General features: G+C 70.8%; 13 protein-coding genes, 1 tRNA gene and 1 pseudogene. 7 read left to right on the top strand and 8 right to left on the bottom strand.

Annotation, left to right across the window (positions count from 1 at the left end):
- Positions 1–153 precede the first annotated feature (153 nt).
- From ACFY36_RS45685 to ssb, 3 genes and pseudogenes are all read right to left on the bottom strand, one after another.
- Complete coding sequence (locus tag ACFY36_RS45685) at positions 154–639, bottom strand: hypothetical protein (protein WP_499752192.1); 486 nt, start codon at positions 637–639, stop codon at positions 154–156.
- Between the two features lie 125 nt (positions 640–764).
- Complete coding sequence (locus ACFY36_RS45680) at positions 765–1979, bottom strand: hypothetical protein (protein ID WP_499752249.1); 1215 nt, start codon at positions 1977–1979, stop codon at positions 765–767.
- Between the two features lie 731 nt (positions 1980–2710).
- Positions 2711–3071 (bottom strand): annotated as a pseudogene (gene ssb, locus ACFY36_RS45675) (single-stranded DNA-binding protein); the annotation flags it as partial.
- A 171-nt stretch (positions 3072–3242) separates the two neighbouring features.
- On the opposite strand from ssb, the gene ACFY36_RS45670 reads away from it, so the two are divergent.
- From ACFY36_RS45670 to ACFY36_RS45650, 5 genes are all read left to right on the top strand, one after another.
- A complete protein-coding gene (locus ACFY36_RS45670; RefSeq protein ID WP_499752191.1) occupies positions 3243–4241 on the top strand; it encodes an alpha/beta hydrolase in 999 nt (332 codons plus the stop codon).
- 51 nt (positions 4242–4292) lie between these two features.
- Positions 4293–4763, top strand: a complete 471-nt coding sequence (locus ACFY36_RS45665) for a helix-turn-helix domain-containing protein (protein ID WP_499752190.1) — start codon at positions 4293–4295, stop codon at positions 4761–4763.
- Positions 4764–4804: 41 nt separating this feature from the next.
- Positions 4805–5308: a hypothetical protein gene (locus ACFY36_RS45660; RefSeq protein ID WP_499752189.1), complete on the top strand. Its 504-nt coding sequence runs from the start codon at positions 4805–4807 to the stop codon at positions 5306–5308.
- Between the two features lie 113 nt (positions 5309–5421).
- A tRNA-Arg gene (locus ACFY36_RS45655) sits at positions 5422–5497 on the top strand.
- Positions 5498–5638: 141 nt separating this feature from the next.
- The gene (locus ACFY36_RS45650; protein WP_499752188.1) at positions 5639–6892 is read left to right on the top strand and encodes a carboxypeptidase regulatory-like domain-containing protein; all 1254 of its coding nucleotides are present in this window, start codon (positions 5639–5641) and stop codon (positions 6890–6892) included.
- Positions 6893–7068: 176 nt separating this feature from the next.
- On the opposite strand, the gene ACFY36_RS45645 is transcribed toward ACFY36_RS45650, so the two are convergent.
- Genes ACFY36_RS45645 through ACFY36_RS45630 form a run of 4 tightly spaced genes read right to left on the bottom strand, consistent with a single transcriptional unit; the run spans position 7069 to position 10512 of the window.
- A complete protein-coding gene (locus ACFY36_RS45645; protein ID WP_499752187.1) occupies positions 7069–8247 on the bottom strand; it encodes an ABC transporter permease in 1179 nt (392 codons plus the stop codon).
- Entirely contained in the window at positions 8247–8897 is a 651-nt protein-coding gene (locus ACFY36_RS45640) for an ABC transporter ATP-binding protein (protein WP_499752248.1), read from the bottom strand. The genes ACFY36_RS45645 and ACFY36_RS45640 overlap by 1 nt, the downstream gene beginning before the upstream one ends.
- Before the next feature lie 5 nt (positions 8898–8902).
- Positions 8903–9952 (bottom strand): efflux RND transporter periplasmic adaptor subunit, encoded by a 1050-nt coding sequence (locus ACFY36_RS45635; RefSeq protein ID WP_499752186.1) that lies wholly within the window; start codon positions 9950–9952, stop codon positions 8903–8905.
- Entirely contained in the window at positions 9949–10512 is a 564-nt protein-coding gene (locus ACFY36_RS45630) for a hypothetical protein (RefSeq protein WP_499752185.1), read from the bottom strand. Before ACFY36_RS45630 ends, ACFY36_RS45635 begins: the two co-directional genes overlap by 4 nt.
- A gap of 115 nt (positions 10513–10627) precedes the next feature.
- On the opposite strand from ACFY36_RS45630, the gene ACFY36_RS45625 reads away from it, so the two are divergent.
- Together ACFY36_RS45625 and ACFY36_RS45620 are read left to right on the top strand one after the other, a co-directional pair.
- Complete coding sequence (locus ACFY36_RS45625; protein ID WP_499752184.1) at positions 10628–11284, top strand: response regulator transcription factor; 657 nt, start codon at positions 10628–10630, stop codon at positions 11282–11284.
- A complete protein-coding gene (locus ACFY36_RS45620; RefSeq protein ID WP_499752183.1) occupies positions 11281–12384 on the top strand; it encodes a sensor histidine kinase in 1104 nt (367 codons plus the stop codon). The genes ACFY36_RS45625 and ACFY36_RS45620 overlap by 4 nt, the downstream gene beginning before the upstream one ends.
- Here ACFY36_RS45620 and ACFY36_RS45615 read toward each other — a convergent pair.
- Positions 12356–14704, bottom strand: coding sequence for an ATP-binding protein (locus ACFY36_RS45615; protein WP_499752182.1), 2349 nt, complete (start codon positions 14702–14704; stop codon positions 12356–12358). The genes ACFY36_RS45620 and ACFY36_RS45615 overlap by 29 nt on opposite strands.
- Positions 14705–14803: the final 99 nt, after the last annotated feature.

The raw sequence follows: 14803 nt of genomic DNA, 5'->3' as shown, positions 1-14803 counted from the left end.
CAGGCCCGTTCAGGCCGGCGCCGCCGGCTCAGGCCCGTTCAGGCCGGCGCCGCCGGCTCAGGCCCGTTCAGGCCGGCGCCGCCGGCTCAGGCCCGTTCAGGCCGGCGCCGCCGGCTCAGGCCCGTGTGGGGCCAGAGCCGGGCGGCTGCGGGCTCAGGCCTGCGCGGGGCTGGGGGCCGGCTGGCTCAGGTCGCAGACCCAGACGGCGATCTCGTCCTCCTCGAGGACCGGGCCGTCCGGGAACGGCACCGGCTCCATCTGGCCCCAGGCGATCGCGCCCGGCGCGCGATCCTCGAGGAACTCGACGACGATGGCCTGAAGGTCACCCGTCGTCCGGTAGGTGGTCTCGAACGGCAACTGGTCGTGCCCGCAGGAGCGTGTCGAGCAGCGCAGCTGCCCCGCCTGCGGGTCGTGCCACACGTAGAACGTCGCCGGCCCGTAGTGCCGCAGGGCCGCGACCTGGTCGCGCAGCAGCTCGGCCGTCTCCTCGAAAGCGGAGACCACCTCGTCCGCCGTCATGCTTATGCGTTCGTGCATCGGTGCGCCGAACCAGCTGGTGTTGGCAGTCTCGGCGTCCTGGTCGTGCGGGGCGATCACCAACGTCTCGCCCGCTATCGCGCGGATCTCCTTCAACAGCACGGCCCCAGTCTGCCGGTCGCGGGCACGCCAGGACCAACCGGGCAGGTCGGCCGGGCGGGCCGTTAACGCGGCACGATCGGCCCACCCCGTTCGGGGGTGCGCCTCCCCCGTACGGCCCGGTGATCTCACTTCTTCAAGGTGGAGCCACTGATCGACGGCTCACCCCGGCCGAGATAGAAGATGCCCGGCAGCCCGGCGGTCTCGAACCCGGCGCTCGGATTTTGTGCCAACGTCGAGTTCCGGATCTTCAACGTGCCGCTGCGGTCATTGCTGACGAAGAAGACGGCGCCACCCCCTTCCTTGGCCGAGTTGTCCTTGATGACCGACCCGTCCAGCGCGAGCGTGAAGCCGTTGCCGTCCAGATAGATCGCCCCGCCACTGCCACCGCCGGGCGTGCCGGAGCGGGCCGGGTTGGCCCCGCGCCCGACGGCCGCATTGCCGGTGAACACGCTGTTGAGCACCGTCCAGGAAACCTGGATGCTGCTCAGGGCGGCGCCGTTCGAGCACACACCCCCGCTGAAGGTGCTGTTCACGACGTACACCGGAAGATCGCGGCTCTGATCGAGCGCGCGGATCGCGGCCCCGCCCAGGTCGGGCCCGGTCCCGTCACAGCGGTTCCCGGTGAAGCGCGAGTTGACCACCTTGAGCCGCCCGCCCCGGGCGAAGATGGCGCCGCCACCTCCACCCTCGACGGTCTGACCGGTGCTGTTGCCCTTGGCGAAGACCATGTTCTGCACGGTCAGCCGCGGCGTCTCCTGGTCGTTGCAGTGCGAGGTCGTCCAGGTCAGCTCCTCATCGCAGGTGTTCATGTAGAGAATCCGGCGCTTGCCGGCGCCGCTCAACGTGACCCGCCCTCCCCCGTCGAGCACCACAGTGGAGCTGGTGTTGTGCACCTTGGCCGTGGCCGTCATCGTGATGGTGACCGGGTTGGGCCCACAGTCGAACGTGATGACGCCACCCCGGGCGACCGCCTTGACCACGGCGGCCGAGGTGCAGCTGGCCGGCGTGCCATCACCGACAGTCCGGTCCGGCTTGCTGGTGTCGACCGCACGGGCGTCCGCGGGAACGGCGGCACCACCGCCCGGATTGCCCGGCTTGGGCAGAGTTTTCACCGGCTTCGCGGGCGGTGACACTCCCCCAGCCGACGACGCGCCGGCCGACGGCGCCTTTCCAGCCGACGGAACCCCTCCCGCCGAAGCGGACGGGTTCGGCGCCGCTGTCGCGCCGGCCGAGGACGCCGCCGGGCCCGTGGTATTCGGCGCAGCCGAGATCGGAGCCGGAGCGGCCGCCGCGGACTTCTCCGCGTGGTCGCCACAGCCGCTCAGCAACGCCGCACCCATCAGGGCAGCCGAAAGAAACACCAGTTCCCGCTTGAGCACCGGCCGACTGTAGATGCGACCGCCCCTCCGAACCACCCCCTCCCTGGTGCCAGCTTCAAAGGCCGCCATAACTGGGCGGCGGGGAATGACGCCCGGCCGGCGGTTGGGCCGGCCGGGCGTTGCCGGTCAGGCCGCGATGGGCTCCCGCTTGGAGGAGCGCCGGCCGCGCCGGGCCGGGGTGGTGGGCTGCGCCGCTGTGAGCCGCTCGACCTCGAGGGTGAAGTCGTCGGCCGGGGGTGCCTCCTCCTCGCCGGAAGGCGTCTCCGGCTCGGTGTCAGGAACCGCCGTCAGCGTGGAAGGCTCTCCCGAGCCCGGCGACGACTCCTCGGGCAGCGGCGATGAGGGCGCCGCCGGGGCCTCCGCGAGCAGCGCGGGAGCCTTCGCGACCGGTGCGGGAGCCTTCGCGACCGGTGCGGCGGTCTCCGCGCCCGGTGCGGACGCCTCCGCGAGCAACGCGGGGACCTTGACGGCCGGCGGGGTCTCCGGGGCCGTGGCCGCGGCGACCGGGGAGAGCTCGGACGGGACCTCGGGGAACGCCGAAGGCTCGGTGAAGGACGGGACGTCGGCACCCGGCATGCCCTCGCCGTAGCCGATCGGGGACTCCTGGGGTGTCAACGGGATCGACGGCAGGCCGGCGACGAGCATGTCGGCCTCGGCGTCCTCGATCGCGGTGGTGCCGGGCAACGACTTCTGGCGGAAGAACCGGCTCCGGCCGCGGGCCAGGTCGTGGCCGATCGAATAGGCCTCCATCTCGTACGAGACGCGGGGGTTGCCCTCGTCGTCCTTCCAGTCCCGGGTGAACAGGCGCCCGTACACGATGACGGGGTCGCCGACGGTGATCGACGAGGCGACGCCCTCGGCCAGCCGGCGCCACGCCGACACCCGGATCCGCAGGCTGTTGCCGTCGACCCAGGTGTTGCGCTCGCGGTCGAAGCGGCGCGCGTTCGAGGCGATCCGGAAGTTGGCGACCAGGTTGCCGCTGGTGGTGACGCGACGCCATTCCGGGGCGGCGAGGACGTTGCCCACGACGACCAGGTGAGTGTCGAACACGATGTGACCTCCTGTGTGTGACATTGACCGCCGCAGTGTGGTCGTCACGGCGTACCGGAAGAGGATCTTGACCTGGGGTCTGTGGACGGCGGAGCGGGCTGTGGAAAACGGGCGGGTGGGGCAGGCGATCTGATAAGGCGGGCGGTGGGCGGTACCGATCGGTAGCCTGGGGCCGTGGAGACCGACGTTCTTGGAGCGCCGTACGAGCGGCACACGATCGACCTGGGGTCCGACGACGAGGGCGCGGTCATCGCCACGCTGGTGCGGCGGCGCGCGGAAAGGCCGCAGAAACGCGCCGTTCTCTACGTGCACGGGTTCGTCGACTATTTCTTCCAGACCCATCTGGCCGATTTCTTCGTCGAGCACGGCTGGGATTTCTACGCTCTCGACCTGCGTAAGTACGGGCGTAGCCTGCTGCCCCACCAGACGCCGAACTTCGCGCGCAGCCTCACCGATTACTACCCGGAGCTCGACGAGGCGGCCCGCATCATCCGCGAGGACGACGGGCACGACCAGCTGCTGGTTGCCGGCCATTCCACCGGCGGGCTCATCACGTCGTTGTGGTCGCATTCACGGCAGGGCCGCGGCATCGTCGACGGCCTCTTCCTGAACAGCCCGTTCTTCGACTTCAACGTGCCGTGGCTGGTGAAACGCCCCATCATGGCGGCCGCGATCGGTGTTTCCCGCCGCTCGCCGTACCGCCGCATCCCGATGGCCAATCTCGGGTTGTACGGCCAGAGCCTGCACAGCGACCACCAAGGTGAATGGACATACGACCTGGCGTGGAAGCCCGTTCTGGGTTTCCCGGTCACCACGGGCTGGCTTGAAGCCATTCGCCGCGGTCAACGGCGTCTGCGCGCCGGCCTGGCCATCGACGCCCCCGTCATGGTGGCCTGCTCGACCCGGACGTTCCGCGGCCGGGCCTGGCACGACGACCTGCGGACCACCGATTCGGTGCTCGATGTCGACCACATCGTCCGCTGGGCTCCGCGCCTGGGCCCGCGCGTGTCGATCGCCCGTTTCGACGGCGGCATGCACGACCTGACCCTTTCCGGCAAAGAGGTACGGGTCGACGTCTTTCGCGAGCTGGGCCGCTGGGTCGACGCCTATCTTCCCCCGGTCGGCACCCCGGAGATCGAGGTTCCCCCGGCCCCGGAGGACGCCAACAGGTGAAATAACCGAAGCAGCTTGCGTATATTGCATTTGTGGCGCACGCTTGCGGCCATGGGCACAGCTACGACCTTGGCCGCGACGGCGCTGCGGCTCTCCGAAGCGGCGGCACATCATGAAAGCGCGGAACACGCCTCCCTCAAGTCGCTCTTCGCCCTCCTCTCCCAGGCCGACCGCTACGACGTACGCCTGAGGACCGGCGACAACAGCGAGGTCGCCCTGCCGCCTCTCGTGGTCGACCTGCTCAAGCAGGTGAGTGCCGTCCTCGACCGCGGCGACGGCGTAGCCGTGAGTGAAGTGGCCCGGGAGCTCACCACCAGCGAGGCCGCCCGAGCGCTCGGCGTGTCCCGCCCGACGCTGATCGCCCTCCTCGACAAGGGCGAGATCAGATCGCACAAGGTAGGCACACACCGCCGCGTAGCCTTGGCCGACCTCCTCACCTACCGCCGTCGGCGAGTTACGCAGCAACGAGAGGCATACGAGGCCCTGATGGCCGACCAGGATGACCTTGGTATCTACGAGTGAATCGACTGTCGCTTGAGGACACCGGGTCGTAGCGTGGGCGCGTGCTGCCGGTACCACTGCGCGTCTTTGCAGACGCCAATGTCCTCTACTCACGATGCTTGCGGGACTGGTTGGTGCTGATGGCGCTCGACAGCCACTACACCACCTACGAACCGCGGTGGAGCGAAGCCGTACTGGCCGAGGCTTTCTATCACCTTCGCCGCGCCGCCGATCCGAACGACCATCATGTGCTGGCCGCCGCTTTCGCCGGAGGCGTCGACATTCTGGTCACCAACGACAGTGACATCGACGATTTTCAGCAGTGCCTCGATCGGGTCGACGCCGGCATCGATGTTCAGCACGTCGACGATTTTCTCTGCATGATCGCCGAACGCCACACTGAGCTGGTTCGCCGGCGCTACTCGTCGCAGGTCACGTATTGGCGCCGGCGCGATGGGCTGACCGAGGAAACCGCCGCGGATGCCGCCATCGACAGCTTGGACAAAGCTGGGGCCGGTCGCTTTGCCTTCCTGCTCCGGACGGACGAGCGGTTTCGGGTCTGGTGACGGGCCGGAATGAGGGGACCGAGTGGGCTCTCGGGCATAGACGTTCCGGCCGGTTTTGACGGGACGCCTGGTTACCCCCGGGTCGCGGTCGGCAAGATAGGCTGTTGGCCCACGCGCTCGTAGCTCAGCGGATAGAGCAATGGACTTCTAATCCATCGGTCGCAGGTTCGAATCCTGCCGGGCGCGCCACAACTCCCTTTGACCTGCGCAAATGCGCCTCATAGGTCGCTGCCTGACGAAGCATCGCCATCAATCTCATCTCCCTTCCCCGGGCACTGTGACGCACCTCTTACTGTCCGCGCGGTCAGTACGAGCTAACTTACTAACCGCATGGTCATTAAGTCGGAGGTCGCCGTGAACGCTCATGTCGGCGCTCCCCAGCCCACCTGGGGACGCGTGCTCTCTCTTCTCTGGTTTCCCTTCTTCTTCGCCGCCGTCATGTCCTCGGTCTACGTGGTCGGCATCGGGCATCCGGCTCCGACCGCGGTCCACCTCGGCGTCATCGGGGCGGCGCCCGCCCACCTTCCGGACGGCGTCGACGTTCGGCCGGTGAGCGACATCGGCGGGGTGCGGACGGACGCGCTTGCTGGGGTGTACGACTCCGCGACCCAGACGCTGTACGTCTCGACCGCCGGCAGCAGCACCCGGGCCAACTACCTGACGGCCGTCCTCCACCCGGCGCACACGGTCGACGTCGTGGCGACCGCCAGTGGGGACGCCACCGGGGTCGGGCTGTTCTTCTACGGGCTGCCGCTTCTGCTCGTCGGCATGATCACCTCGTTCATGATGCTGCAGTTCGGGATGTGGCCGATGCGCCGGAAGATCGTCACGATCGCGGCCACGGGAGCGTTCGCCAGCGTCTTCACCTTTGCCGTGGCGGCCTGGCGCGATGTCATCCCGGCCGACTGGTGGCTGCTTCTCTACGGCTTCCTGCTCACCCAGGCGATCGGCTGGATCACCACCGCGCTGCCGCGGTTCGTCAAGCAGTTCACGATGCCGGTCGCCATGACCTTCGTGCTGCTGCTCGGGCTGCCCACCTCCGGCGGCACGGTCAACGCCGACATGCTGCCCACCGGGCTCCGGTGGCTGCACGACGTCCTGCCGTTCGGGCAGTTCATCGAGATCGCCCGGTCGAGCGCCTACTTCGGCGGCCACGGTCTGGCCCGGCCGCTCACCATCCTGATCGCCTGGGTGGCCGGCGCCGCCGCACTGCTCGCCCTCGCCGCCCGGCCGCCGAAACGGGTGGCGCCGAGCGCTCCCCGGTTCTCCACCGAGCTGCACGGCACCGTCCGGACCACGGCCGGCGTCCCGGTGGCCGGCGCGACCGTGCTCACCCTCGACGACGCCGGCCGCGAGCTGGTCCGGACGACCACGAACGACAGCGGCGAGTACGCGGCGGCCAACGTCCGCCCCGGCCTGCACCACCTGGTGGTCACGGCCGCCCACCACGAGCCCGAGATCGTGACGATCGGCGTGCACGAGCGTCACACCGAGCCCCGCGACATCACCCTGGTCGACTGGAACGATCCAGCCGGCACGCTGACGCCGCAGGAGATCGACGAGCGCCGCAGCCTCGTCGGCTAGACACCGGAGCCCGGCCGGCCGGCGTAACCGGTCGGCCGGGCAAGGGTGGGCTGGGGAAGGGGAATGGCCTAAGTGGCCGGGGAGGGCCCGGTGGCCAGGGAAGGCCCGGTGGCCAGGGAAGGCCCGGTGGCCAGGGAAGGCCCGGTAGCCAGGGAGGCCCGGTAGCCAGGGAATTGCTAGGTGGCCAGCGCCTCCGTAGGGGCCAACCGGGCCGCCCTGATCGCTGGGTAAAGGCCGGCCACCGCACCGATCGCCACGGTCGCGGCCACCCCTCCGATCAGCGCCCACACCGGCACGACGGTCGGCCACGTCTGGGTGATCGCGTAGAACCCCGTGACGACGTACCCCAGGAAAACGCCCGCCGCCCCGCCCAACAGCGACAACAGCAGGGACTCGGCGACGAACTGGGTCCTGATCTGGCCCCGCGTCGCCCCCAGCGACCGGCGCAACCCGATCTCGCCCCGGCGTTCCAGCACCGAGATGACCATCGTGTTGGCCACGCCGATGCCGCCGACCAGCAGCGCCACCGCGCCCAGGCCGAGCAGCAACGCCGTGAACGTGTCGTTCGTCGCCCGCCGGGCCGCCAGCGCGTCCGACGGCTTCGACACCTTCACCTCCGTCGGGTCGGACGGGTTGGCCGTCGCCGCCAGCACCCCTCGGACCGCCTCCACCTGCGCGTCGGCCGATCTCGTGTAGACAGTCGTCGGGTGCCCGTCGAAGCCGAGGTACGTGCCCGCGGCCTCCCATCCGACCAGCACCGACTGGTCGATCTCCGGTGCCAGCGGCACCGGCCTCAGCACACCGGCCACCGTCCACCAGCGCCCGTCCAGATAGACCGTCGGCGGATAGCCCAGCCGCCGGGCCGCCGCCGCGCCGAGCACCACCGCCGGATACTTCCCGGTCGCCGCGTTCAGCCATGTGCCGTCCGCGACCGATCCGCCGACCGTCTCCAGCAGCGCCTGCTCCGCCGCCAGCACCGCGATCCCGTTCGTCTCACCGGACGGGATCTTGTCCGTGCGGTAGACGGCGGCGTCGGACACCGCACCGGTCGCCGTGGCCGCCAGCACCGGGCCGATCCGGCGGATCATGGACACCGACTCGTCGGGCAGTGTCGCCTGGTCGCCGAACATGGTCTGCCCGGGTGACACAGTCAGCATGTTCGTGCCCAGGGCCGCGAGCTCGCGGTCGAGGTCGGCCCGGCTCGACGACGAGATGCCGACGACCGCGATCATCGCGGCGATCCCGATCGCTATGCCCAGGGCCGAGAGCACCGCCCGCAACGGGCGCGCCCTCAGGCCGTACCCACCGAGGCGGAAGAGATCCGCCGGCCGCAACCGGGCGGGGTTGAGCGACATCAGATCACCTGCCCGTCGCGCATGGGCACCTGCCGCGGCAGGCCGTCGGCGATCTCGTGATCGTGGGTGATCACCATGATCGTCGTGCCGGCCGCGTTCAGCTCCCGCAGCAGCTCGACCACTCCGGCCCCGGAGACCGAGTCGAGGTTTCCGGTCGGCTCGTCGGCCAGCAACACCGCCGGGTCCCCGGCCACCGCCCGCGCGATGGCCACCCTCTGCCGTTCGCCGCCGGAGAGCTCGTGCGGCCGGTGCGTGAGCCGGTCACCCAGGCCGACCCGGACGAGGGCGGCCTCGGCGCGCCACTCACGCTCTTTCCGGGGTACGCCTGCGTACAGCAACCCGTCCGCGACGTTGTTCACCGCGTCCCGGCCCGGCGCGAGATGGAACTGCTGGAACACGAAGCCGATCCGCCGCGCCCGCAGCGCCGACAACTGCCGGTCGGACAGCGTGGCCACGTCGTGCCCGTCGATGCGCACGGTGCCGTGGGTGGGCCGGTCCAGCGTGCCGATGAGGTGCAGCATCGTCGACTTGCCCGATCCGGACGGCCCGACGATCGCGACCAGCTCGCCGTATTCGACGGCCAGGTCGACCGAGCGCACCGCCGTGACCCCGCCCGGATACGACTTGCTGACGCCGGCCAGCTCGATCACCGCGCTCATGACGGGACCACCACCAGCGTGCCGTCCTCCAGCCCAGCGCCGGACACCTCGACCTCGCCACCGGCGAACAGGCCGGTCTTCACCGCGACGACGCGGGTGGCGCCGTTCTCGGAGACCTCGACGCCGTAGCCGCCCTCGGAGAGCGCGAGCAGCGCGGTGACCGGGACGGTCAGCACGTTCTCCCGCCGCGACGACGTGAAGCCGACGGTGACCGCGGCCTCGTCGAGGCCCTGCGGCGACTTCGCGAACGCGACCGTCATCTCGATCTTGGTGGTGTCCTCCTCGTTGCCCTGTCCCGGCTCGACCACCGTCTCGACCGCGGTGATGGTGCCCTGGACGTCGCTGCCGTCGGGCAGGGTGACATCGACCTTCGCGCCCTTGCGGGCCAGGCGCTGCGAGTCGACGTCGAGCGAGACCGTGGCCACCATCGTCGTGCCGGTCGTCTGGAGCACCTCGGTGCCCGGCTGGACCACCGCGCCCCGCTCGACGCTGTGCGAGTCGACGCGCACCTGGCCCGGCGCGTAGCGGATCTGACCGGTCTCGACCGCCCCCGTCTGTTCGCGGCCGAGATCGTCCTGCCACTGCTCGACCGCGCCGGCGGTGGCCGAGGTGTATTCGTCGTCGACGGTGAAACCGCGGTAGCCCAGCGCCCACAGGTTCTTCTCGAACTGCCGGACGTCACTGCCCTCCACGCCGGCCTTCAAAGTGCGATAGGCGGGCAATGAGCCGTACAGAAGGGTGATCGGCTGGTTGTTGATCTTGTAGAGGGGTTTTCCGCGGGTGACCGTGCTGCCGGCGGCGGCCAGAGCCGTCACCGTGCCCTGTTCGCCGGCCGGGACCGAGGACGTGTCGCCGTGACCGAGGGTGCCGTCGTGCGACTCGGTGTCGACCAGGGTCTGCTTGCTGACCTCCGCGGTCTCCACCTGCTTGCCGCCGGTGGAACCGTCGGTGCTCTCCGCCGGCGGCAGATTGAAGACGGTGACCGCCGCCGCGACGGCGCCGACCGCGAGAACGCCCGCCACCACGCTGTTGCCGCGCCTGCTCATGCCGCCGTCCCCTCCTGACGACGTTCGTGCGTGGCGCCGTCGGGCTGGTACTGGGAGCAGGCCTTCTCGGCCTTGTCGAACGTCGGATCGCCGGGGCCGGTGCCGAGCTTCTTGCCGTCGAGCTGCAGGGAGCCGTCGGGCTGGGGATCGGGGAAGTTCGGCACGCCGTTCTCCCGCATGCACTTGGCCATCTGCCGCGCCAGCTCCAGCATCTCGGCGTCGGGCTGCGGCCGCTCGCCGCCGTTGGGAGCGAACTCCTTGCAGGCCTCCTCCGCCTTCTCCATCTTCTCCGGATCGAAACCCTTCGGCGTCTTGATGGTCGTCCGGCCACCCGGCTTGGGGTCGGGCCACCAGGTGAGGCCCTGTTCGCGCATGCACTGCGCATGCTTGAGGGCGGTGTCCTCATCGGGTTCCGCCGGCGCGCTCGGACTGGCCGTGGGTGTCGCGGGGCCGGACTGCGCGGTCGCCACCCCCGTCCCGTCGCCGGCGGCGGCCCGCCCGCACGCGGCCGGCGCCAGGACCAGTATCAGGCCCACCGTCAGCAGCTTCGCTCTTCGCATTTCCAGCCTCCTCCAGGTCGCTGTCACGCCCCGAAGTAGAGCGGGAGCCGGGTTTCCCGGCCGTCACGGAAAAACGTGACGCCCAGGTGACGCTCCGGCGCGAGAGGATGGGCGCATGCGGATCCTGGTGGTCGAGGACGAACCGCTGCTCGCCGACGCGGTGGCGCAGGGCCTGCGGCAGGACACCCACGCGGTCGACGTGGTCTACGACGGCGCGGCCGCCCTGGAACGGGTCGGCGTCAACGACTACGACGTGGTGGTGCTCGACCGCGACCTGCCGGCCGTGCACGGCGACGACGTGTGCCGGGCGCTGGTCGAGCGCCGCAGCGACACCCGGGTGCTGATGCTGACCGCCGCGGCCGGCATCGACGACCGGGTCACCGGGCTGTCGCTGGGCGCCGACGACTATCTGCCGAAACCGTTCGCCCTGCGCGAGCTCTCGGCCCGGGTCATCGCGCTCGGCCGGCGGTCGCGCCCGGCCGTGCCGCCGATCCTGCGCCGCGGCGGCATCAGCCTCGACCCGCACCGGCGCGAGGTCCACCGCGACGGGCGTTACGTTCCGTTGTCGCGCAAGGAGTTCGCCGTGCTGACCGAGCTGCTGCGGGCCGACGGGACGGCGGTGTCGGCCGAGACGCTGCTCGAGAAGGCCTGGGACGAGAACGCGGATCCGTTCACCCACGCCGTACGGATGACGATCTTGAAGTTGCGGCGGAAGCTGGGCGATCCGCCCGTGGTGCTCACCGAACCGGGAGTGGGGTATCGGATCGCATGAGACTCACCGTCCGCGGCCGGCTGACCCTCGTCTATGGAGGGTTGTTCGTCCTGGCCGGGCTGGTGCTGCTCGGCGCCACCTACGTGCTGGTGTCGCAGCGGCTGCCCACCGCCGCGGCGAAATTCGACACCGCCCTCCCCGCACCCGGTGAACGTCTCGAGGTCCAGCAGTTCATCGAGGGGACCCGCGAGGGCACCCTGCACACCATGCTCACCCAGGGCGCCATCGCGCTGGCCGTGGTCAGCGCGGCCGCGATCGCGCTCGGCTGGCTGGTCGCCGGCCGCATGCTCCAGCCGTTGCAGCAGATCACCGCGACGGCCCGGCGCATCGCCGACGCCCCCGACGCCGACCAGGGCCTGCACGAGCGGATCGCGATGAACGGTCCCCGCGACGAGATCAAGGAGCTGGCCGACACCTTCGACATCATGCTGGCCCGGCTCGACCATTCCTTCGACGGGCAGCGCCGCTTCATCGCCAGCGCCTCGCACGAGTTGCGGACCCCACTGACGCTCAACCGGACCCTGCTGGAGGTCGCGCTGTCGCGCGAGGAGGCTTCCGAGGAGGTACGTCACCTCGGCCGCACCCTGATCGCCATCAACGACCGGCACGGGCGGCTGATCGACGGCCTGCTGCTGCTGGCCCAGTCGGAGCGCCCGGTGGCCGAACGCTCCTTCGTCGACCTGTCCGACATCGTCGACCACGTGGCCGTCTCCGACACGGTCAAGGTGGTGACCTCGCTGAGCGAGGCGCCGGTGGCCGGCAACCCGGTGCTGCTGGAACGCCTGGTGCAGAACCTGGTCGAGAACGGGGTGCGGCACAACGTGCCCGGCAACGGCTGGGTCCGCGTGGTGACCGGGACGCTCGCCGGCCGGGTCCAGGTCGAGGTGAGCAACTCCGGCCCGGTCATCCCGCGTTACGAGGTGCCGGGGCTCTTCGAACCCTTCCATCGGTACGGCTCGGAGCGCCTGCACTCGCCGGGGGCGGGCCTGGGGCTTTCGATCGTACGGGCGGTGGCCCGCGCCCACGGCGGCGAAGTCCGCGCGGAGGCCCGCCCCGAGGGCGGCCTGATCGTCACGGTGAATCTGCCGCGGGCGTTCTGAGCTCGGCCGCCCGCCTTTCGTGCGTGTCCGCGTCCGCGGCGTTGCCCAGAAGGCGATGGCAGCGGCCGAGACCGGCGTGGGCGCGGGCCAGCAGCTCACGGGCGCCGATCTCCTCGGCGATGACGCGGGCCCCGGCGTGATGGGCGAGCGCCTCGGCCGGGTCGTCCGCGGCCTCGCCCAGCCCGTTGAGGACGGCCGCCTCGCCGTCGCGATATCCGGTCTCGCGGAAGATGCCGAGCGCCTGACGGTGATGGCCGGCGGCCTCGGCCTCACCCCGTCTCGTGCCCAGCATCCCCAAGGCGTAAAGGACGCTGGCCTCGCCCGTACGATCGCCGAGCTCCTTCTGGAAGAGCGCGAGCGCCTCGAAGAGATGCTCGGCCGCCGCCTCGTACCGCCCGAGCTCCGTCTCGGCCTCGCCGAGGCTCTTCAGAGAGCTGCCCTCACCCATCCGGTCGCCGTTGGCCCGGCAGAGGGCGAGCGCCTGCGCGATGTGGTCGGCGGCCTCGTCGTAGCGGCCCAGCGTGTGCTCGATGTAGCCGACACGGGCCAGCGCGCGGCCCTCGCCGAGCGGATCACCGGACTGCCGATAGAGGACCAGCGCCCGCCCGAAGCAGTCGGCCGCCTCCTGATAGCGGCCCAGCTGCGTCACCACGACGCCGAGGTTGAGCAGCGCCCGGGCCTGGCCGACGAGATCGCCCGTACGCCGGAACAACTCCACCGCCCGTCGATGACTGTCCGCGGCCGCGCCGCCCTGGCCGAGCCGCCACAGCGCGGTGCCGAGATCGGTCAGGGCGTGCCCCTCACCGGCCAGGTCGCCGCCGCGCTCGGCCGCCGCCCGGGCCAGGCCGTGCACGGTGACGGCGTCGTGGTTGTGGCCGCCGTTGAGATAGCGGAACAGGATGCGGGCCAGCCCGGTGGCGTGCCCCGGCCAGCCCTCCCCGGCCATGTGCGCGATCACCGCGACCAGGGTGGCCCGCTCGGTGTCCAGCCAGTGCCGGGCCGCCCCGGCGTCGGCCGGCGCCGCGGTCAGGATGCCGCTGGTGGCCACCCGCGGCCGCCGGTGCGCCTCGACCGGGTGCAGCACGTCCATGGCCTCGGCCGACGCGGCCAGGTAGTAGTCGAACAACCTGGTCAGCGCGGCCCGGCGCTCCCGGGGGCTGTCCTCGTCCCGCCCTTTCTCGACGGCGTAGGCACGGACGAGGTCGTGGAACGTGTACCGGCCGGGCGCGGACCGGGAGAGCAGATGGTCGTCGCAGAGGCCGTCGAGCCGGCCTTCCACCCGCTGCGGATCGTCACCGGCGAGAGCCGCCACGGCGTACGCGTCAAGGTCCTGACCCGGATGCGAGGCAGCCAGCCGCAGCAGACGCCGCTGTTCGGCGGGCAGATCGCGGTAGGAGAGGTCGAGGGCGAGCTCGACGCCACCCTCGAGCTGGCGGCGCTCGTCCAGCCGGTCGGCGTGATCGGTCAGCGACCACCCCGGCGTGGCCCGGATGTGCCCGGCGACAAGCCCGAGCGCGAGCGGAAGATAGCCACAGCGCCGGGCGATCCGGGCCACGGCCCGGGGATCGTCCGGCCGCTGAGCACGCGTCAGAAAAGCGGCGGCCTCGTCGGCGCCGAACACGTCAACGGTCAAGGTGTTCAGACCGGCCAGCTGGTGCCGGCTGGTGATGAGCGTGAGGCTGCCGGGAGCATCGGCCAGCAGCGGCCGGACCTGCTCGGCGTCGGCCGCGTTGTCCAGCAGAACGAGGGTGCCGGCGGCCTTCTCCCGCAACGCCGCGGTCCGGGCGGCAACCGAGTGCGGGATCTGCCGCCCCGGCATCCCGAGCAGCCGTAGGAGCGCACCCAGCACCGCACCCGGATCGGCCGGCGGCTGCCCCGGATCGGGATGGAACCCGCGCAGGTTGACGAAGAGCACCCGTTCGAAGCGCCCTTTCATCAGGTGAGCAGCCCGCACAGCGAGCTGTGTCTTCCCGACACCGGCCATACCGGTGATGGCCAGATGCCCCCGCTCGGCGCCGAGGATCCGGTCGAGCTCACCCACCCGCCCGGTGAACTCCACAAGATCGGGCGGCAGCCGATCCTGAACGCTGACCAGAGCCGCCGCCTCGGCCTCACCACCGACGGCCCGGAGCGCCGACCGCCACCGGTCCACATAGTCGTCATCCGGGCAGAGAGCCCGAACGATGGCCAGCACAAGCTCGGTGTCGAGCCGCCGCCGCCCCACCCGAAAACAGTCGACGACGGTCGACCGCCGGGCCGTCACACCGACCCGCTCGGTGAGCACTTCGAAGGAGGGCTCACCGGCCCACCGCTTGAGCACCCGAAGCCGCCCGACTAGCTCATCAAGCCCACCATCGGTCCCAGGCTCAGGCGGCGGTTCCCCAGCAAAGGCCACATCTGACCCTACCGGCGCCCGCCA

It is taken from the genome of Actinoplanes sp. NPDC000266 (assembly GCF_042899005.1).
Lineage (GTDB): Bacteria > Actinomycetota > Actinomycetes > Mycobacteriales > Micromonosporaceae > Actinoplanes.
This window is presented reverse-complemented; position numbering and strand designations above follow the sequence as displayed.